Here is a 19482-nt window from a genome sequence, read left to right as displayed (position 1 = left end):
TTTTGACCGCACTGCAATGGACCAAACGCGCCGGCAGTGCAACGCTGCACTGCAATGTTGACCGTGGCGCGACCAAGCGCCTACTGGTTTGATCTTGTTCTTATCCTGCGAGTACCCTCATGGATCTGCATCTGCGTGGCAAGCGTGTCCTGATCACGGGCGCGTCCAAAGGTATTGGCGCTGCCGCCGCCGAGGCGTTTGCCGAGGAAGGCGCGCACCTCCTGCTCGCCGCCCGCAGCGGCGACCAGCTCAAGGCGCTGGCCGAGCGCTTGCGCTCTGCGCACCAGATCGATGCCGCAACCAGCATCGTCGACCTGCGCAAGGAAGAGGACGTGGCGCGGCTCGCCAGGGAAGCCGCCGACATCGACGTTCTCGTCAACAATGCCGGCGACATTCCAGGCGGCTCCATCGACAAGATCGACGAGGCCGCCTGGCGCCACGCCTGGGAATTGAAGGTGTTTGGCTATATCAACCTGACGCGGCATATCTACGCGCAGATGAAGGCCAAGGGCGGCGGCGTCATCGTCAATGACATCGGCGCGGCCGGCGAGAAGTTCGACGCAAATTACATCTGCGGCAGCGCCGGCAATGCCGCGCTGATGGCCTTCACCCGCGCGCTGGGCAGCAGGAGTCTCGCCGACAACATCCGCGTGGTCGGCATCAATCCGGGCCCAGTTGGCACCGATCGCCACGTCACGCTGTTGAAGACGCGGGCGAAGCAGCAGTTCGGTGACGAAAGCCGCTACAAGGAATTCCAGAAGGGCCTGCCGCTCGGCCGTCCCGCACATGCGCGCGAGATCGGCGACCTCATGGCGTTCCTGGCCTCGGACCGCGCCGGCTATACGTCGGGCGTGATCTACACGGTGGACGGCGGCATCAGCGCGGGCTGGGGTTAAGTATTTCCGTCATTGCGAGGAGCAAAGCGACGAAGCAATCCAGACTGGTTGCTACGGAGGCATTTCTGGATTGCTTCGCTGCGCTCGCAATGACGACCAAGAATGGGCTTAGGAGTAAACCAAATGTCTCAAGACCTGATCCGTGAAACCGCATGCGCCGTCGTCGACAAGCTGCGCTCCGGCGACGTCTCGCCGCTCGAACTGCTGGACGTGCTGGAGAAGCGCGTCAGTGAAGTCGACGGCAAGGTCAACGCGCTGCCGACCCTGTGTTTCGATCGCGCGCGGGACAGCGCCAAGGCCTTGATGCACAAACCCGCGGGCGCGCGGGGGTTGCTCGCGGGCCTGCCCGTGCCGATCAAGGATCTGACCGATGTTGCAGGCGTCTTGAACACGCAGGGCTCGCCGATCTTCAGGGACAACGTGCCCGCCAAGTCCGACCTCATGGTCGAGAACCTCGAAGCCAACGGCGCGGTGGTCTACGCCAAGTCCAACACGCCGGAATTCGGTGCGGGTGCCAACACCTTCAACGAGGTTTTCGGCGCGACGCTCAATCCCTGGGATACGACAAAATCCGCGGCAGGCTCCTCCGGCGGCGCGGCGGTGGCCTTGGCCACCGGCATGGCCTGGCTGGCGCAGGGCTCGGACATGGGCGGAAGCTTGCGCAGCCCCGCCGCTTTCTGCGGCATCGTCGGCATGCGGCCGAGCATCGGCCGGGTCGCGCATACGCCGAAGGCGGGCATCGATCGCAATCTCGGCGTGCAGGGTCCGATGGCGCGCAACGTCGAAGATCTCGCGCTGCTGCTGGATGCCATGAGCGGCGACTACGCCATCGATCCGCTGTCGCTGCCCGCCCCTGCGGCCTCGTTCCTGTCGGCGGCGCAGGCGGGCAAGAAACCGAAGCGCATCGCCTACTCGCCCGATCTGGGCATCACCCCTGTTGATCCCGAAGTGAAAGCGATCACGCGGAAGGCGGCGGAACGCTTCGCCGAGGCCGGCGTCATCGTCGAGGAGGCGCATCCCGACTGGCGCGAGGCGCATGAATGTTTCCACGTGCTGCGCGCCTTCGATTTCGCGATGACCAAGGCCAATCTGCTGCGCACCAAGCGCGATTTGCTCAAGCCCGAGGTGATCTGGAACATCGAGGAGGGGCTCAAGCTCACGGTGGAGCAGATCGCGCGCGCCGAGGCCCAGCGCGTCGGCATGACCGAGCGCGCGGTCGAGTTCTTCAAGACCTACGATCTGCTGCTGACACCGACCACGATCGTGCCGCCCTTTCCGATCGAGCACCGCTATGTCGCCGAATGCGCCGGCAAGAAATTCGACAACTACGTCGAGTGGCTCGGCATCGTCTACGCCATCACGCTGGCCTGCTGTCCCTCGCTGTCGCTGCCCTGCGGCTTCACGGCGTCGGGCCTGCCGATCGGCGTGCAGGTGGTCGGCGCACCGCGCGCGGACGCCCAAGTGATCGCCGGCGCGAAGGTGCTGGAGGATGTTCTGGGCTTGCGCGGGACGACGCCGATCGATCCGAAGGTGAAGATGTAGATTTCGTGTGCCCCGGCGGCAGCGCAGCGCCTCTTCGGCGGTGCGCTGCGTCCGGGGCACGAGAACCCAGATAGTCACGCTCCATGACGACGCCCACTCGCATCACCCTGATCCACGCCCTCAAGCACTCCATCGCCCCGATCGAGGCCGCGTTTGCGAAAGCGTGGCCGGCGGCGCGGCTGATGAACCTGCTCGACGACAGCCTGGCGGCGGATCTGGCCCGTGACGGCAGGCTCAACGACGCCATGACCGAGCGCTTCCTGGCACTCGGCGATTATGCGGCGGCGACGGGCGCGGATGGAATCCTGTTCACCTGCTCGGCCTTCGGCCCCTGCATCGAAGCGGTCGCGCGCGCGCAGGCGCCGATGCCGGTGCTGAAGCCGAACGAAGCGATGATCGAGCGCGCGGTGACGATGGGCAGGCGCATCGGCCTGCTCTCCACCTTTCCGCCGACGCTGGCCTCGATGCCGCCGGAGTTTCCGGCCTCGGTCCAGGTCGTTCCGAAACTTGCCGACGGCGCGCTGGCGGCGCTCGACCGCGGCGACCGCGCCACGCACGACCGGCTGATCGTCGAAGCGTCACAGGACCTGCGCGATTGCGACGTCATCGCGCTGGCGCAGTTCAGCATCGCGGCGACGGCACCGCTGGTCGCTGACGCCACCGGCCGTCCCGTCGTGACCACGCCTGACAGCGCCGTCGACAAACTGATGACGCTGTTGGGAGCGAAGGCTTAGGCACCCGTCGCTTTTCGACGCCGCGCGGCCCTGATCGCGAGCGCGAGCGCATCCTTGGTCTCGTTGACGAAATCCTCGACCAGCTCCTCGCGCGTGGCATGGGCCGCCTCGCCGGTGAACAGGCCCTGCTCGGCCAGCATCACGACGCCGTGCAGCGCCGCCCAGATCTTGAGCGCTTGCCGCTCGCGCAAATAGCCGACGGCAGGCGCTTCCAGCGCCTCGATCACAAGCGCGAACGTCTCGCGCGTGACCTCGTGCAGCTCGCTGCCCTTGGCCGCGCATGAGACGGTGCGCGAGGCGAACATCAGGCGGTAGATGCCGTTGCGGCGCAGGCCGAAATCCAGGGTCGCCTGTGCCAGCCGTGACAATTTCGATTGCTTCGACGGCTTGGCCATCGCCTCGCGCAGGATCGCGCAGAGCTGCCGGAACGCCTCCGCCGTCACCGCCGCAAGCAGCGCCTCGCGATCGGCAAAGTGTCGATACGGCGCCGGCTGAGACACACCGAGCTGCTTGGCCAGCGCCTTGATGCTGATCGCCTCGGCGCCGCCCTGCTCCGCCTCGCGTAGCGCGGCCTTGATCAAAGCATCGCGAAGATCGCCATGATGGTAAGTGTTTTCGGGCTTGCGGGCGAGTTGGGAGCGCATGTTGTGGCCAAGCCTACAAGTTTGCGCTTGACAGGGAAAGCCTGGCGCGAATGTAATAGCATATAACTTAAAGCCCGCGGCAAATGCCGCGGATAAAATTGACATGAGGAACGCGCCGCCCTGCGGGCCACGCGCGGATACGACCAAGGATGCCGCCATGACAGAGCGACTGAGGGTTCACGTCGATCCCGACAAATGCCAGGGCCACGCGCGCTGCAAGGCACTCGCGCCGGAACTCTTCGAGCTCGACGAATTTGGCAACGCGCACGAAGCCGGCGATGGCACGGTCCCGCCCGGGCTCGAAGACAAGGCCTGGCTTGCCAAAGCCAATTGCCCGGAAATCGCAATCGACGTGATCGAGGAGTAGCACGAGCGCCCTGTGTGCCCGCGCGATTCGACCGCCAGCCCGAGGATTCCCTGTCATGTCCGACGTCAGCCAACCTGTCGCCCATCCGCCCGTCACCGACTGGGTCAACGATTTCGACCACACCGATCCGCAGTGGACGGAAGACCCGTTCCCGATCTGGGAGGAGATGCGCGCCGCAAGCCCGGTCGTGCACACGAACCGCTTCCTCGGCTGCTACATGCCGACGACCTATGAGGCCGTGCGCGAGATCGCCAACGACACCGAGCATTTCTCCTCGCGCCGCATCATCGTGCGCGATGTCCGGCCCGAAGTCGCCAGGAACGCAGCTCCGCCGATCACCTCCGACCCGCCCGTGCACAAGCCGGCCAAGCAGCTCCTGCTGCCGCCGTTCACGCCGGATGCGATGAAGAAGCTGGAACCGCGGATGCGCGCGATCTGCAATGAGCTGATCGACGGGTTCATCGCCGACGGCAAGGTCGATGCCGCCGCGCGCTACAGCAAGTACATTCCGGTTCGGGCGATTGCGCACATGCTGGGCATTCCCGAAAGCGACAGCGATCTCTTCATCAAATGGATCCACATGATCCTCGAGCTCGGCATCAAGGACGAGAGCAAGCTGCTGCAGGCCGTGCAGGAGATGAGCGCCTATTTCACCGCGCACATCGAGAAGCGCAAGACCGCCCCGACCGACGATCTCATCTCCTACCTGATGAACGCCAGGGACAAGGAGGGCAATCCGCTCGAAGATTCCCACGTCCTTGGCTCGCTGCGCCTGCTCCTGATCGCCGGCATCGACACCACCTGGAGCGCGATCGGCTCCTCGCTCTGGCATCTGGCGAAGACGCCGGCCGATCGCGAGCGGCTGATCGCCGAGCCCGGCCTGATGCCGATCGCGGTGGAGGAGCTGCTGCGCGCCTATTCGCCGGTGACGATGGCCCGCGAGGTGGTCAAGGACACGACGATCTCGGGCTGTCCGGTCAAGGCGGGCAACATGGTGTTGTTGTCCTTCCCGGCCGCCAATCGTGATCCCAACGTGTTTCCGGATGCCGACACGGTCGTGATCGACCGCCGCGAGAACCGCCACGCCGCCTTCGGCCTCGGCATCCACCGCTGCGTCGGTTCCAACCTGGCGCGTATGGAGATGCAGGTCGCGCTGGAGGAATGGCTGAAGCGCATTCCGGACTTCCGGCTCGATCCGGCAGGCACGGTGACGTGGTCGCAAGGCACGGTGCGAGGCCCCCGCCAGTTGCCATTTCTGCTCGGAAAGGCGATGTAAGCCTTTCCAACACGGGAACGGAGAGGCCGGACGGCCATGGCTGACGACAACGAGCCGCCCGACAGCAAATTGACGCGCACCAAGGAAGCGTGGGCGCGTGAGGGCCGCTTCCTCACCGGCAAGATCGCGCGGCCGGAAGACCAGCGCCTGCCGCCGGGCCAGCATCTCACCAAGGATTGGCCGGTGCTCGATCTCGGCGTCACCCCGCCGATTTCGCGCGAGCGCTGGCGGCTCGACGTCTACGGTGCAATCAAGACCCCGGTGTTCTGGACTTTTGCGGAGTTCGCGGCGCAGAAACAGGCCCGGTTCACCTCCGACATCCATTGCGTCACGACCTGGTCGCGCTACGACAATGAGTGGGAAGGGCTCGCCACGCGTGAATTGTTGGCGGCCTGCCAGCCGCGCGAGGATGCGCGCTTCGTTGCGCTGCATTCCTACGACGGCTACACCACCAACCTCGCGCTGGAAGACTTTGCCGCCGAGGATGCCCTGCTCGCCCATAGCTGGTCCGGCCAGCCGCTGACGGAGGAGCATGGCGGCCCGGTGCGGCTGGTCGTGCCGCATCTGTATTTCTGGAAGAGCGCGAAATGGCTCCAGGCCATCGAATTCCGGACCGACGACGCGCCGGGCTTCTGGGAGGTCCGCGGCTATCACAACCGGGGCGATCCCTGGGCCGAGCAGCGCTATTCGGACGATTAGAGTTCAGATTTGGAACGAGGGAAAGCCATGCCGACCGAACGCTTTCAATTCACGGGCGAAGGCGGCCATCAGCTGGCGGCCGCGCTGGAATTGCCGGACGGCGAGCCCGCGGCCTACGCGCTGTTCGCGCACTGCTTCACCTGTGGCAAGGATACGCTGGCGGCCAAGCGCATCGCGGTCGCGCTCGCCGCCAAGGGCATCGCGGTGCTGCGCTTCGACTTCACCGGGCTCGGCTCGAGCGAGGGCGACTTCGCCAATTCGACGTTCTCCTCCAACGTCGCCGATCTCGTGCGCGCCGCCGACCATCTGCGCGGCGTCCGCAAGGCGCCCTCGATCCTGATCGGCCACAGCCTCGGCGGCGCCGCGATCCTGGCGGCCGCCGGACAGATTCCGGAAGCCAAGGCCGTCGCGACCATCGCGGCCCCATCCGACCCGGCGCACGTAACCGGCCTCTTCAAGGCGCATCTCGACGACATCCGCGCACAGGGCGAGGTCCAGGTCTCGCTCGCTGGACGTCCGTTCCGGATCAAGCGCGAATTCCTCGAGGACATCGCGGAGCACGAGCTGATGAGGGATATCACCGGCCTGCACAAGGCGCTGCTGGTGATGCACTCTCCTGTCGACGACACCGTCGGTATCGACAACGCCACCAAGATCTTCGTTGCTGCCAAGCACCCGAAGAGCTTCGTCTCGCTCGATCACGCCGATCATCTCCTGAGCAAGCCTGCCGACGCGCTCTACACGGCCGACGTGATCGCGGCCTGGGCGGGCCGCTACATCGACACCGCGAAGCCCGCGAAGGCGATGGATCTGCCCGAGGCACCGCGGCAGGTCGTGGTCCAGGAGACCCGCAAGAGCAAGTTCAACCAGAGCATCATTGTCGGCCCGCATCATCTGATGGCGGACGAGCCGGTCGCGGCCGGCGGCGAGGACGCGGGCCCCGGGCCCTACGACTTCCTGCTTGCCGGTCTTGGGGCCTGCACCTCCATGACCATGCGCCTCTATGCCGACCGCAAGTCGCTGCCGCTCGATCGCGTCACGGTCACGCTGAAGCACTCCAAGATCTACGCCAAGGACTGTGCGGAGTGCGAGACGCGCGAGGGCATGCTCGACCAGATCGAACGCGACATCACGATCGACGGCGCGCTTGATGCCGAGCAGCGCAAGAAGCTGATGGAGATCGCGGACAAGTGTCCGGTGCACCGGACGCTGACGTCGGAGATCCGCATCGTGACGAAGGCGGTGGATTAACTCAGGCGATCGTCGAGCCCGCTTCGGCGGCCTTTACCGGCTGAACCCGTAGCGCGCCGCGCAGGCCTGCCGTCGTGCCGAGCACGATTCCGGCGAGCGCGATCAACGAGCCCAGCGCGAGCGTCGACATGCCGGTCAGCCCCTGCCCGATCGAACAGCCGAACGCCATCACGCCGCCGATCCCCATCAGCGCCGCGCCGCTGCCCGAGCGCAGCATATGGCGCGGCGAGGAATAGCCTTCGAGCTTGAAACGGCGGGTTGCGAGCGCCGTCGCCAGGCTGCCGGCGAGGACGCCCACGACCGTGGCGATGCCGAAGTTCGGCGTCAGGCCGGTCGAGAGCATGGCGTATTGCAGGCTGTCGGCGATCGGCGCGATGAATGTCAGGGAGGTCACCGGGATCGGATTGAAGTCGTCGGCGCCGAGATGGCCGGTGACGACCCAGCCGCCGGCGACGAGGAGGCCGACGATGGTCCCCGCTGCGATCTGGCCGGGCGAGCGGCGGAACCCGGAGTGCGCGAAAGCGAACAGGATCAGCGCGACGACCATCACCGCGGTGGCAACCACGCGTGAGAGCGATTCCGTCAGACCGAGCGTCGCCAGCAAGGACGGCAGCGAGTTCGCACTGACGGTCGTCTGCGAGGCTTGAACCAGCGCGATGCGCGCCGGCGCGATCAGGCCCTTGAGCGTCATCTGGGCAGCCACGGCGAGCACGATCACGACGAGGAAGGAGCGGAGATTGCCGCGGCCGAGCAGCACCAGCGCGCGCGAGCCGCAGCCGTTCGACAGCACCATGCCGTAACCGAACAGCAGGCCGCCGAGGAACAGCACCGGCGCCGAGAAGGATGGTTGCAGGTAGATGGTCTTGCCGAGATCGACGATGCCGTTGCCGGCGAGGAATTGGCTCGCGGCGATTGCCACCGCGATCGCCAGTGCATAGGTCCGCACCAGCCGCCCGTCTCCCTCGGCCAGCCAGCCGCGCATGCTGCTCATCAGGCAGAAGCCGCTGAGTAGACCCACGGCGCCGTAGACGAGACCGATGCCGAGGCCGGCGAGGATGACGAGTTCGGGCGATTCCATGATTACGGCTTCAGGATCACCCGGTCGCGCGAAGAGCCGGCGACGGCGACATAGGCCTCTTTGGCGCGCTCGAGCGGATAGACGGCATTCGCCTTGATCGGGAACGGCTTGAGGTGGCCGCTCGCAAAGCCCGGGCCGAGGTCGCGCAGCACTGCGCCGGTCGCCGTCGAGGACAGGCCGAGCGTATCGATGCCGACATAGGTGTGCTGTCCCCGGTAGAATTCGAGGATGTTGAACTGCACGATGCGGTCGATCGCGGCGATCAGGATCTGGCGACCGCGCAAGGCGAGCGACTTGTGTGCTGCCTCGAAATAGGGATCGCCCACCGTGTTGAAGACGATGTCGGCGCCCTTGCCGCCGGTCACTTCACGCACGCGCGCGGCGACGTCGGTCGCGGAAGCATCGATCACCTCGATCGACGCGTTGCTGTGGCCTTCATAGGCCTCCGCCTTGCGGACCACGCCGATGACGCTTGCGCCCTGCCAGGTCGCGATCTGCACCGCGGCCTGGCCGACCTTGCCGTTGACGCCGAACACCAGCACGGTGTCGCCCTTCTTCGGCAAGCCCGCGCGGCGAAAGCCTTCCATCGCGGTGACGAAGGGCACGCCGATGCCGGCAGCCTCCTCCCACGACACCGTCTCCGGCTTCTCCACCACGGCATCGGCCTCGACCACGAGATGGCTGGCATGGGTGCCGTCGCGGCGGATGCCAAGATCGCCGGAGGAGCCGAACACCTCGCGGCCGACCGTGCCGGCCGGCCCGACGAGAACGATGCCGGCATAATCGCGGCCCGGCGTGCGCGGGAACACGGCATAGGGCATCAGCCCGGTCGCGGCCTTCACATCCGATGGGTTAACGGCGGCAGCCTTCACCTCGATCAGGAGATCGTTCGGGCCACGCTTCAGCGCGTGACGCTCGACCGTCGGCGCAAGCGCGGCGGCATTTTCGGCCTTGGCCTTGAGGCGCACGCAGCGCGCTTCGACGGATTTGGCATCCAGTGACGACATGAAAGGACCCGCGATTTGTCGCGGGCCTTGTCGCCTCTGAAGCCGGTCGAGTCAATCCGTCCGGTCAGTCCTTGGGCCGCTTGTCGTAGAGCCGCTTGGCCTTGCCGAGCGAGCGTTCCAGCGTGTCGGGCGCAACCACCCTCACCTGCGAGCTGATCCCGATCGTGTTCTTGATGTGGGTCGAGATCCGGTCGGCGTGGTCGACGAGGCCCCGGCCATCCCAGCTCTCGGGTCGCGCTTCGGCGATGATGGTGAGCTCGTCCATACGGCCTTCGCGGGTCAGTTCGAGAATGAAGTGGCCGCCGCACCAATCGGTCGCGAGCAGGACCTCCTCGATCTGGGTCGGGAACAAATTGACGCCGCGCAGGATAATCATGTCGTCGGAGCGCCCGGTCACCTTCTCCATGCGGCGCATGCCCGGCCGTGCCGTGCCCGGCAGCAGCCGTGTCAGGTCGCGGGTGCGATAACGGATCACCGGGAACGCTTCTTTGGTGAGCGAGGTGAAGACCAACTCGCCCTTCTCGCCATCCGGCAGCACCGCGCCGGTGTCGGGGTCGATCACTTCGGGGTAGAAATGGTCCTCCCAGATGTGCAGGCCGTCCTTGGTCTCGATGCATTCCTGCGCGACGCCGGGGCCGATTACCTCGGACAGGCCGTAGATGTCGGTCGCGTCCATGTCGAAGGCGTCCTCGATCTCGCCGCGCATGGCGTTGGTCCAGGGCTCGGCGCCGAAGATGCCGACCTTGAGCGAGCACTGGCGCGGATCGAGCTTCTGGCGCTTGAACTCGTCGAGGATCGCCAGCATGTAGCTCGGCGTCACCGTGATGATGTCGGGCCGGAAATCGTTGATGAGCTGCACCTGCCGCTCGGTCATGCCGCCGGAGATCGGCACCACGGTGCAACCGAGCTTCTCGGCGCCGTAGTGCACCCCTAACCCTCCGGTGAAGAGACCATAGCCGTAGGCGTTGTGGATGATCATGCCGGTGCGGCCGCCGGCGGCGCGGATTGAGCGCGCCATCACCTCCGACCAGGTCTGGATATCGGCTTGCGTATAACCAACCACGATCGGCTTGCCCGTCGTGCCGGAGGAGGCATGCACGCGCACCAGCTTCTCGCGCGGCACGGCGAACATGTCGAACGGATAATTGTCCCGCAAATCCGTCTTAACCGTGAACGGAAATTTCGCAAGATCGGAGAGCTCGCGAAAATCGGACGGATGCACGCCGGCCGCGTCGAACGCCTTGCGATAATGCGTGATGTTGTCGTAGGCGTGCTTCAGCGACCAGGCCAGCCGCTGCTTTTGCAGCGCCATGATCTCGTCGCGCGAGGCGCGCTCATGCGCGTCCATCTCGGGGCTGTAGGCGCTGCCGCCTTGCTTGAGCCTCGTCATGTTCATCTTCGTTTCCCCACATCATCGGTGTTCTTTTTGTTGTCTTATTTGTTTCAGGGCTCCTGGGTCGGCAACCAGGTTCCGGGAATGACCCGCGAATGTCCGCGAAACTCCGCGATCACGACGTCACCGACGGTGACTCGCACGTCATAGATGCCGGAGCGCCCGCCGCGCGTGACCTCACGCGCCTTCGCGACGAGGCGATCGCCAAGCTTGCCCGGCTTGATGAAGGTGATCTGGCCCTGCGCCGCGACGACGCGGTCGTTGTGCGAGTTGCAGGCAAAGGCGAAGGCGGAATCGGCCAGCGTGAAGATGAAGCCGCCATGGGCGATGCGCTGGCCGTTGACCATGTCCGGCCGCACCGTCATCGCCAGCGTCGCGAAGCCCGGACCGATCTCGACGATCTCCATGCCCAGTCCCTTGGAGGCGTCGTCCTCCGCCCACATCGCCTCGGCGCAGGCGCGGGCAACATTCTCAGGCGACAAAGCGGCTTTGAGGTTCACGCGCCTCTCCCGGTCAAATGCTTGCACATGATGTTCTGCTGGTTGGCCAAGCCTGTCAAATAATGCGACGCATTTGCATCGCCGGGCACTGATGCGCCCTGTCAGACATGGTCATAATCGACCACGACGCGCTCCGACGACGGCTTGGCCTGACAGGTCAGGACAAAGCCCGCCTTGAGCTCCCACGGCTCCAGTGAATAGTTGATGTCCATCGGTGCTTCGCCCTCGACCAGCTTGGCCCGGCAGGTCGAGCACATGCCGCCCTTGCAGGCAAAGGGCAGATCGACGCCGGCGCGCAGCGCGGCATCGAGGATCGCCTCGTCCTCGGCCACCGGCACCTCGCGGCGCTTGCCGTCGATGATCAGCGAGGCGATCGCCTTCGGCGGCGCATCGGGGGCAACCGCCTTCTTCGGCCGCGGCTTGCCGCCGAATTCGGAGACGAACCGCTCGACGTGGATGCAATCCTGCGCGATGCCGAGCGTCCGGCAGGTGGCCTCGATGTCCTCGCTCATGCCAAGCGGCCCGCAAATATAGACATGATCGACGCTTCCCGCCGGCACCAGCGAGCGCAGCAACACCCTCACCTTGTCGCCGTCGAGCCGGCCATGCAGGATCGGGATGTCCTGCTCCTCGCCGGAGATGACGTGGAACAGCGAGAGGCGATCGATGAAACGGTCCTTCAGTTCCTCCAATGCTTCGAGGAACATGATGTTGTCGGTGCTGCGGTTGCCGTAGAACAGGAAGAAGCGGCTGTCCGGCTCGCGCGCGAGCACGCCCTTCACGATCGACAGGATCGGGGTGATGCCGGAGCCTGCGGCGAAGCCGACATGAATGCGCGCCCGGTCTGCCGGGGGAACCACGCCGAAGCGGCCGGTCGGCGTCATCACGTCGAGCTCGTCGCCGCATTTGAGATCCTCGGCTGCCCAGCTCGAGAATGCGCCGCCATCGACTTTCTTCACGGCGATGCGTATCTCGCCGTCGTCAGGGCCGGAACAGATCGAATAGGAGCGGCGCACCTCCTCTCCGTCCAGCGTGGTGCGGAGCGTGAGATATTGGCCGGGCGTGAAGGCGTAATCGCGCGCGAGCTCGCCGGGAATGGCAAAGGTCATCGACACGGCGTCGGCCGCCTCGCGGCGGAGGTCGCTGACGGCCAGGCGATGGAAGCGGGGTGCTGCGGCGGACATGATCAATGACACTTGAAATAATCGAAAGGTTCGCGGCAGGACTTGCAGCGCCACAGCGCCTTGCAGGAGGTCGAGCCGAATTCGGAGAGCAGCTCGGTGTCCCCAGAGCCGCATTGCGGGCAGGCCACGGACTGCGCGCCGAACAGCGCGCGGCGCGAGTTCGACGCTTGCGGCGGCGCGATGCCGTAGGCACGCAGCTTTTGGCGCCCGTCCTCGCTCATCCAATCGGTGGTCCACGCCGGCGACAGCACGGTGCGCACCTTCGGATGACGGAAACCGGCGCGCTCCAGCGCCAGCTCGATCTCCAGCGCGATCATGTTCATCGCCGGACACCCCGAGTAAGTCGGAGTGATTTCGACCTCGACCTGGTCGCCGTCGACAAAGACCTCACGGAGCACGCCGAGATCGGCGATGGTCAAGACCGGAATCTCCGGGTCGACCACGCTCGCCGCCGCGTCCCAGGCGCGCCGGCGCAGCTCGCTATCGCGCTCCAGCACGCTCACCATGTCAGCCCCGGAAAGGTGCGCTGCATCGATTGCAGCTCGGACAGGAGATGGCCGAGATGCTCGCTGTGCCGGCCGGTACGGCCGCCCTGCTGCATCCAGTCATTCTGCGGCAAGGCAAGCGTGGCTTCGCTGACGACATCGGAGATCGTCTGCAGCCAGCGACCGCGCAACAGCCCGGGATCAATGGCGATACCGGCCTGGATCAGGGCGCGCTCGCCTTCGTCCACCTCAAACATCTCGCCGGTGAAAGCCCAGAGGTGATCGATCGCGGCTTGCGCGCGGGTGTGGCTCTCATCGGTGCCGTCGCCGAGCCGGATGAGCCATTCCGAAGCGTGGCGCAGGTGGTAGGCGCTCTCCTTCTCCGACTTGGCGGCAATCGCCGCCAGCGTCGTATCGCGCGAGGTCATCATCGCGCGCCAGGTGAGGTCGGCGAACGCGGAATAGAAGAGCTGCCGCACCAAAGTCTGGGCGAAATCGCCGTTCGGCTGCTCGACCAGCAGCAGGTTGCGGTACTGCCTGACGTCACGCAAATAGGCGAGCTTGTCCTCATCGTTGTCCTTGCCTTCGGCCTTGGCAGCGTAGCTGTAGAGCTCGCGCGCCTGGCCGATCAGGTCGAGCGCGATGTTGGAGAGCGCCATGTCCTCTTCCAGCATCGGCGCATGTCCGCACCATTCCGACAGCCGGTGGCCGAGGATCAGTGCATCGTCGGCGCGGCGCAGCGTGTAGAGCACCAGCGGCGTTTCGGAGACCTCGATATTGGCAACGGGCATCTGTCCTATCCATCTTGCCACTTGTTCCGACCTCATCCTGAGGAGGCGCGCAGCGCCGTCTCGAAGGATGGCCGCAGTTCACGGGCCTTCATGGTTCGAGACGCGCTTCGCACTCCTCACCATGAGGGAGAGAGCGCTACATATGCCCCACTTCCTCGGGCACCTCGTAGAATGTGGGGTGGCGATAGATCTTCGATTCCGCCGGCTCGAACATCATGCCCTTCTCGGCGGGATCGCTCGCGGTGATCGCGCTCGAAGGCACGACCCAGATCGACAGGCCTTCGCCGCGGCGGGTGTAGATGTCGCGGGCGGCTTGCAGGGCCATGGTGGCATCGCTCGCATGCAACGATCCCACATGCTTGTGCGCGAGCCCGTTGCGGCTGCGAATGAAGACTTCCCACAGCGGCGTGTTCGGCGTGGCCATATTGGTCTCCCTATTCCGCGGCTTGCGCGGTCTGGCGTTGCGCGCGCTTCGCCGCATAGGCTGCGGCCGCCTCTCGCACCCAGGCGCCCTCCGCATGGGCCTTGCGGCGCGCGGCCATGCGGTCGCGATTGCAGGGGCCGTTGCCGGCGAGCACCTGCTTGAATTCAGTCCAGTCGATCTCGCTGTAGCGCCAGTGCCCGTCAGCATCCTGAATCATGTCGGGATCGGGAATGGTGAGGCCGAGATATTGCGCCTGCGGCACGGTGGCATCGACGAATTTCTGGCGCAGCTCGTCGTTGGAGAAGCGTTTGATCTTCCACTTCGTCGAGGTGTCGCTGTGCTGGCTCGCCGCATCGGGCGGGCCGAACATCATCAGCACCGGCCACCACCACCTGTTCAGCGCGTCCTGCGCCATCGCCTTTTGCTCGTCCGAGCCCCGGCACAGCGTCAGCATGATCTCGTAGCCCTGGCGCTGGTGGAAGGACTCCTCCTTGCAGACCCTGATCATCGCGCGCGCATAGGGGCCATAGGAGCAGCGGCACAGCGGGATCTGGTTCATGATCGCGGCGCCGTCGACCAGCCAGCCGATGGTGCCGATATCGGCCCAGGTCAGCGTCGGATAATTGAAGATCGAGGAGTACTTGGCTTTGCCGGCGAGCATCGCGTCGACCAGCTCTTCGCGCGAGGCGCCAAGCGTCTCGGCAGCGGCGTAAAGATAGAGGCCGTGGCCGCACTCGTCCTGCACCTTGGCGAGCAGCGCGGCCTTGCGGCGCAGCGTCGGCGCGCGCGTGATCCAGTTGCCTTCCGGCAGCATGCCGACGACTTCGGAATGGGCGTGCTGGGAGATCTGGCGGGTGAGCGTCTTGCGGTAGGCCGTCGGCATCCAGTCGTTGGGCTCGATGCGCTCCTCGGCGTCGATGCGGGCCTGGAACTGCGCAGCCTTGGCCGCGTCCTCAAGACCGCGGTCGTCGGTCTCGGCCGTGTTCAGCGCCTGGGTATACATGCGCATCCTCCCGATTGATTGAGAGGTAATATATAACAAGAATTAGTTCATGCAAGATATTTCTGTAACATAAAGCTCAGGCCTCGAACCTCCGTTCCAGGAGTTTTCGCGCCGGCGGCAAGGACCCTTTTTCATTGGTTCCATGACCATCGAGCCATTGCTCGGACGGCGCAAGCAGCGCGCGATAGATTTCGCCGCAAAGCTCTCGCGCCGCCCTGCCCGGCCAGTCCGCCGGCAACAGGCTTTCGGGCAACAGCGGATCGCGCAGCACGACACGGCGATAATAATGGATCAGCAGGATGCGCGCGGTGAAGGCCTCGGCCTCGGACAGCTCCGTACCGCGCGCGATCGCGGCGCGCAGCGGCTCGAACGTCTTCATGAATTTCAGATAGGCGTCCGCGGTGCGCTGCAGCGGCCAGCTCGCGCTGAGGAGGCGGCGCCCGCTGTCATCCTCCGCCGCGACTTCGAGCCGGATGGCGCCCGCAGCTTCTTCCGGCACGGGCAAGCCCGACGGCGCAACCCAGACCCCCGGCAACGGACTGCCGAAGCCGGCGTTGCGCAACGCCTCGCGCGAGACGTCACGATCCTCGCCGTTGCCGATCAGCAGCAACTCGAAGCGCCCGGTCCAGTCCGACGGCGGCGGGTCGTAGATGTGGCGCGTGGCGGCTTCGAACGTCTGGCGTCCCTTGTCGGCAAGCCGATAGAAACTGTTGCGACCGACCTTCTCCCGGGTGAGCCAGCCATCGGCGGCAAGGCGCGACATCGCGGTGCGGACGACGCCGCTATCGATGTCCAGACCCTCGAAAAATTCGAGCAGCGTGCCGAGCCACACCACGCCGCCGCGCGGCACGATGGCATCGCCGAACACGGTGATGACGATGGAGCCGGTGCGCGACGGTTCGCGCTTGAGCTGGTCGATGATGCGGGAGAGCGGATGCGCCATGGGGCATGGCATAGCGCGTTTGGCGCCGGCGCGACAATGGACGCGAGCGACGCTCTTGGTCTCGGGGCGAGGGGCTGTATCGGCAAACTCATTGCCGACGGACTCGCGTAGAGTCTCCCACCCGCCACGCCCGGACGATGCTTCGCATCGCTCGGCGCGTGTCGGCCTCTCCCCGCAGGCGGGGAGAGGCGAAGAAGGAATCACCGATGCGGATCGGGATACGCCAGGCTGCGCCAGCCGCTGCGGTCAAACGGGCGCCACTGGCCTTCCTTCTGCGCGAGGCGATCGGCCACCGCATAGACCACGGCGGGATGATGGCCCATGCCGCAATGACTGCTCTCGACCTCGATGCTCTCAGTCTGCGTGCCCGTCTTTTCCATGCAGCCCTGCCAGGCGCAGACGCCGTCGGTGCGGCTGAAGATGGCGGTGGTCGGCACCGGTGGCGGAACGGCGAGTTCGCCGCCAAACCGCGGATCGACCTCATCGGCCTTCCGTCCGCTGGCCCATTCATAGACGCGCCAAGCGTTGGTGGAGCGGGGATTTCCGGCGAAGGGACTGCCAAGCGTAATCACCTGGCGCACGCGGTCGGGCATCATCTTGGCGAGCTGCCGGGCATAAAGACCGCCGAGGCTCCAGCCAACCAGGCTGATCTTGCGGCCGTGCGTTTCGCTGAGCTCTTCGACCAGATCGACCATCGCGTTCTGTACGCCGTCGCGCAGGCCGTAATTGCGACCCTGGCGCCAGCCGCTCACCGCGTAGCCCTTGCTGGTCAGAAACGAGCGCAGCGCACGAGTGGACGCGTCCGAAGCCACGAGGCCCGGCAAGACCAGCACGGGGTGCCCATCGCCGCGCGGCGCGAGGCTCAGCAGCGGAAGTGCGCCGAGGAATGCGCCGAACTCGTGGATCGCGCGTCCCTCCAGAAACATCAGGGTGCGGGACGGCGGACGCAGCGTCTGGGCAGTAGCAGTCATCAATGTTTCCCCTGGGAAGAACTGGATAAAGGACGCCGGGACGAGGCCGGCAAAGGATCTGAATTCCAACCCTCCGGCTTCTTGATCGTTCCGCATTGCAGCATGAATCAGCTGCACAGCCGGTTCCCGGCATTGAAGCCGGGGCGAGCCCAGGCGACAATAGGCCTGTGTGCTAATGCCGGAAGCCGTGACGCAAAAGTCACAGCCATCGGAGCAGGAATTCTAAGGAGTAGAGCGCCAGGCCGGCAAGGCCGCCGATCAGCGAGCCGTTGAAGCGGATGTATTGTAGGTCGCGCCCGATGTTGATTTCGATCAGCGAAATCAGCTGCGCCATATCCCACGCCTTGACCTGATCGGAGATGAAGATCGACACGCCGCTCTTCTGATCGGCAATGAAGCTGCGCAACACCGTCACCAGCCCCTTGTTGATCTCGCCGCGCAGCTCGGCATCCCCGGCGAGCGCTTCGCCTGCCGCGACGAACATGCCGGCGAGATGATGCTGCAGCACTTGCGTTTCGCCGCTCGCGCTACGCTCGATGAACGAGCGCGTGTTGGCCCAAACCGTGCGCGCAAGATCGGCGAGCTCGGGCCGCGCCAGCAGGTCACGCTTCAATCCGGCGATGCGGTCGATATAGGCCTGATCGGTGCCGAGCCGGTCGACGAAGCTCAGCACCATGCGATCGAACTCGCCGCGGAACGGATGCTTGGCATCGCTGCGCACCTCGTTGAAGAACGCGGTGGCGGACGCAACGATCTTGTTCACCAGGAACTTGTCGGCACGGTAGAGCCTGAGCAGGGTCGGCAATTCCGCGCGCACCTTCTCGCGGATCATCGCCATCGTCTCCTTCTGGTTCATCGTCTCGTGCATCACCCGCAGGAGATCGTCGAACAGAATCTGGTGGCGTCCTTCCGCCACGAAGCCGCGCAGCGTGCCGGCGGCAAGCGGCGCGAGGTCGATTGCCTGGAGCTGCGATGACATGCGGCGGATGATGAAGGTCATCAAGCCGGAGTTCTCCGTCGCCGAGAAGGCCTCGGGCATCAGGCGTAGCGCGAAGCGAGCCAGATCATCGCTGCGCTTGCGGTCGCGCAGCCAGTCGGCAATGAAGGAGCCGAAATCGATCTCCTTCAGCTTGGCCTCGACGGGACCGGCCTCGAGGAAATGCACCTGGATGAACTCGCCGAGCTTGTCGGCGATGCGGGCCTGGTTGCTCTGGATGATCGCGGTATGCGGAATCGGCAGGCCGAGCGGCCGCTTGAACAGCGCCACCACGGCATACCAGTCGGCGAGGCCGCCGATGGTCGCGGCTTCCGCGAAGGCGGCGATGAAGCCGAACAACGGGTGCACCGGCAGGAGCCATTTTGCCACGATGAAGAGCGCAAGCGTCGAGGCCAGCACCAGCGTCGCCAGCGCCTTGACGCGGCGCAGCTCGGCCGCGCGTTCGGCATCGCCGGGGGTGTCGAAGGTGAAGGTGGCGGGTGGAGTCATCACTGCGTCACAATACTCGTCATTGCGAGCGAAGCGAAGCAATCCAGAATCTTTCCGCGGAACGACTCTGGATTGCTTCGTCGCATCAGCGCAAAATTGCTACGCAATTTTGTCGCGAGCTCCTCGCAATGACGGCGGAGACGATGGCGGCTGCTGCGCAAGAAACAAAAGGCCCGCCGAAGCGGGCCTCAAATTCAGTTTCTGCTCAGTGCGCCAGATCAGGCGGTCTTGTTGTAGACCTTGGCAAAATTGTCCTGAGCGGACTTCGCACCGTTGGCAGCGAGCTTGCCGAAATAGTCGGCGGTCGCCTTGGCGCGCGAGACGAACACTTCGCCGCGCGAGCGGAGCAGGCCCGACTGGATCTCGACGGCCTCGCTGAACGACTTGGCGGACGCGAGCTTGTCGATGCTCGAGAAGAACGCCTCGGCGTCCTCGTAGATCGCCTGCTGGATGTTGCGGCTGATCTTGCCGGCTTCCGTGACGGATTCGGTCACCGCGTTCTCGACGGCGGCGGTCACGCGCTCGGAGCCTGCGAAAGCCTCGGCAGCACGGTCCTTGGCAGTGTTGGCGGTCTTCTTGACGAACTCGCGGGCGGCCTCGGGAACTTCCAGATTCTGGATGTTCTTGAAAGCGTCCTTGAAGCCCTCGAAAGCGCTGTTGGTTTCAGTGGTCATGGGGTTCTCTCCATCCTCATTGGTCTGAGCTATGGGCTCACCCCGTCCACGTGGGCCCGGGGCACGACTTATATGGCATAGTTAATTGTGCGATGCAATATCAATATTGCACTGCGATATCACGAACTCGTGAT

At 65.2% G+C, this 19482-nt stretch carries 21 protein-coding genes; 7 read left to right on the top strand and 14 right to left on the bottom strand.

Annotated elements, in window-relative coordinates; genetic code table 11:
• Window positions 1-119 precede the first annotated feature (119 nt).
• From DCM80_RS21830 to DCM80_RS21820, 3 genes are all read left to right on the top strand, one after another.
• Window positions 120-896 (top strand): SDR family oxidoreductase, encoded by a 777-nt coding sequence (locus DCM80_RS21830; protein ID WP_257193627.1) that lies wholly within the window; start codon window positions 120-122, stop codon window positions 894-896.
• Window positions 897-1019: 123 nt separating this feature from the next.
• A complete protein-coding gene (locus tag DCM80_RS21825) occupies window positions 1020-2438 on the top strand; it encodes an amidase (RefSeq protein ID WP_257193626.1) in 1419 nt (472 codons plus the stop codon).
• An 83-nt stretch (window positions 2439-2521) separates the two neighbouring features.
• Window positions 2522-3172, top strand: coding sequence for an aspartate/glutamate racemase family protein (locus tag DCM80_RS21820; protein WP_257193625.1), 651 nt, complete (start codon window positions 2522-2524; stop codon window positions 3170-3172).
• Here DCM80_RS21820 and DCM80_RS21815 read toward each other — a convergent pair.
• Window positions 3169-3816 (bottom strand): TetR/AcrR family transcriptional regulator, encoded by a 648-nt coding sequence (locus tag DCM80_RS21815; RefSeq protein WP_257193624.1) that lies wholly within the window; start codon window positions 3814-3816, stop codon window positions 3169-3171. The two genes, DCM80_RS21820 and DCM80_RS21815, sit on opposite strands and share 4 nt — an antisense overlap.
• A gap of 157 nt (window positions 3817-3973) precedes the next feature.
• Between DCM80_RS21815 and DCM80_RS21810 the strand changes: the two genes are divergently transcribed.
• From DCM80_RS21810 to DCM80_RS21795, 4 genes are read left to right on the top strand one after another with little or no spacing between them, the layout of a single operon-like run.
• Window positions 3974-4183, top strand: a complete 210-nt coding sequence (locus DCM80_RS21810; protein WP_028135239.1) for a ferredoxin — start codon at window positions 3974-3976, stop codon at window positions 4181-4183.
• A 55-nt stretch (window positions 4184-4238) separates the two neighbouring features.
• Complete coding sequence (locus DCM80_RS21805) at window positions 4239-5459, top strand: cytochrome P450 (protein ID WP_257193623.1); 1221 nt, start codon at window positions 4239-4241, stop codon at window positions 5457-5459.
• Between the two features lie 36 nt (window positions 5460-5495).
• Entirely contained in the window at window positions 5496-6158 is a 663-nt protein-coding gene (locus DCM80_RS21800) for a sulfite oxidase-like oxidoreductase (RefSeq protein WP_257193622.1), read from the top strand.
• A gap of 27 nt (window positions 6159-6185) precedes the next feature.
• On the top strand, window positions 6186-7409 hold the full coding sequence (locus tag DCM80_RS21795) for a bifunctional alpha/beta hydrolase/OsmC family protein (protein WP_257193621.1): 1224 nt from the start codon (window positions 6186-6188) through the stop codon (window positions 7407-7409).
• A gap of 1 nt (window position 7410) precedes the next feature.
• Here the strand turns inward: DCM80_RS21795 and DCM80_RS21790 are convergent, their stop codons facing one another.
• The 13 genes from DCM80_RS21790 to DCM80_RS21730 all read right to left on the bottom strand — a co-directional run bounded on the left by DCM80_RS21790 (window position 7411) and on the right by DCM80_RS21730 (window position 19348).
• Window positions 7411-8487 (bottom strand): YeeE/YedE family protein, encoded by a 1077-nt coding sequence (locus DCM80_RS21790; protein ID WP_257193620.1) that lies wholly within the window; start codon window positions 8485-8487, stop codon window positions 7411-7413.
• A 2-nt stretch (window positions 8488-8489) separates the two neighbouring features.
• Window positions 8490-9494 carry a zinc-binding alcohol dehydrogenase family protein gene (locus DCM80_RS21785; RefSeq protein ID WP_257193619.1) on the bottom strand — a complete coding sequence of 335 codons (1005 nt, stop codon included), beginning with the start codon at window positions 9492-9494 and terminating at the stop codon, window positions 8490-8492.
• A gap of 64 nt (window positions 9495-9558) precedes the next feature.
• A complete protein-coding gene (gene paaK, locus DCM80_RS21780; protein WP_257193618.1) occupies window positions 9559-10890 on the bottom strand; it encodes a phenylacetate--CoA ligase PaaK in 1332 nt (443 codons plus the stop codon).
• Between the two features lie 47 nt (window positions 10891-10937).
• Window positions 10938-11387 carry a hydroxyphenylacetyl-CoA thioesterase PaaI gene (gene paaI, locus DCM80_RS21775; protein ID WP_257193616.1) on the bottom strand — a complete coding sequence of 150 codons (450 nt, stop codon included), beginning with the start codon at window positions 11385-11387 and terminating at the stop codon, window positions 10938-10940.
• A gap of 101 nt (window positions 11388-11488) precedes the next feature.
• Window positions 11489-12571 carry a 1,2-phenylacetyl-CoA epoxidase subunit PaaE gene (paaE, locus tag DCM80_RS21770; RefSeq protein ID WP_257193614.1) on the bottom strand — a complete coding sequence of 361 codons (1083 nt, stop codon included), beginning with the start codon at window positions 12569-12571 and terminating at the stop codon, window positions 11489-11491.
• 2 nt (window positions 12572-12573) lie between these two features.
• Complete coding sequence (gene paaD, locus DCM80_RS21765; protein ID WP_257193613.1) at window positions 12574-13077, bottom strand: 1,2-phenylacetyl-CoA epoxidase subunit PaaD; 504 nt, start codon at window positions 13075-13077, stop codon at window positions 12574-12576.
• Window positions 13071-13847: a 1,2-phenylacetyl-CoA epoxidase subunit PaaC gene (gene paaC, locus DCM80_RS21760; RefSeq protein ID WP_257193612.1), complete on the bottom strand. Its 777-nt coding sequence runs from the start codon at window positions 13845-13847 to the stop codon at window positions 13071-13073. Before paaC ends, paaD begins: the two co-directional genes overlap by 7 nt.
• A gap of 136 nt (window positions 13848-13983) precedes the next feature.
• A complete protein-coding gene (gene paaB / locus DCM80_RS21755; protein WP_015687593.1) occupies window positions 13984-14271 on the bottom strand; it encodes a 1,2-phenylacetyl-CoA epoxidase subunit PaaB in 288 nt (95 codons plus the stop codon).
• Between the two features lie 10 nt (window positions 14272-14281).
• Window positions 14282-15274 (bottom strand): 1,2-phenylacetyl-CoA epoxidase subunit PaaA, encoded by a 993-nt coding sequence (gene paaA, locus DCM80_RS21750; protein ID WP_257193610.1) that lies wholly within the window; start codon window positions 15272-15274, stop codon window positions 14282-14284.
• Window positions 15275-15350: 76 nt separating this feature from the next.
• Entirely contained in the window at window positions 15351-16217 is an 867-nt protein-coding gene (paaX, locus tag DCM80_RS21745) for a phenylacetic acid degradation operon negative regulatory protein PaaX (RefSeq protein ID WP_257193609.1), read from the bottom strand.
• Between the two features lie 200 nt (window positions 16218-16417).
• Window positions 16418-17188 (bottom strand): triacylglycerol lipase, encoded by a 771-nt coding sequence (locus DCM80_RS21740; RefSeq protein ID WP_257197998.1) that lies wholly within the window; start codon window positions 17186-17188, stop codon window positions 16418-16420.
• 199 nt (window positions 17189-17387) lie between these two features.
• Window positions 17388-18674 (bottom strand): DUF445 domain-containing protein, encoded by a 1287-nt coding sequence (locus tag DCM80_RS21735; RefSeq protein ID WP_257193608.1) that lies wholly within the window; start codon window positions 18672-18674, stop codon window positions 17388-17390.
• A 218-nt stretch (window positions 18675-18892) separates the two neighbouring features.
• Window positions 18893-19348 carry a phasin gene (locus DCM80_RS21730; RefSeq protein WP_257193607.1) on the bottom strand — a complete coding sequence of 152 codons (456 nt, stop codon included), beginning with the start codon at window positions 19346-19348 and terminating at the stop codon, window positions 18893-18895.
• Window positions 19349-19482 lie beyond the last annotated feature (134 nt).

Origin of the sequence: Bradyrhizobium sp. WBOS08, assembly GCF_024585125.1 — a bacterium.
GTDB lineage: Bacteria > Pseudomonadota > Alphaproteobacteria > Rhizobiales > Xanthobacteraceae > Bradyrhizobium > Bradyrhizobium japonicum_B.
Note: the sequence above shows the minus strand (reverse complement) of the source record. Positions and strands in the feature narration are given on the sequence as shown.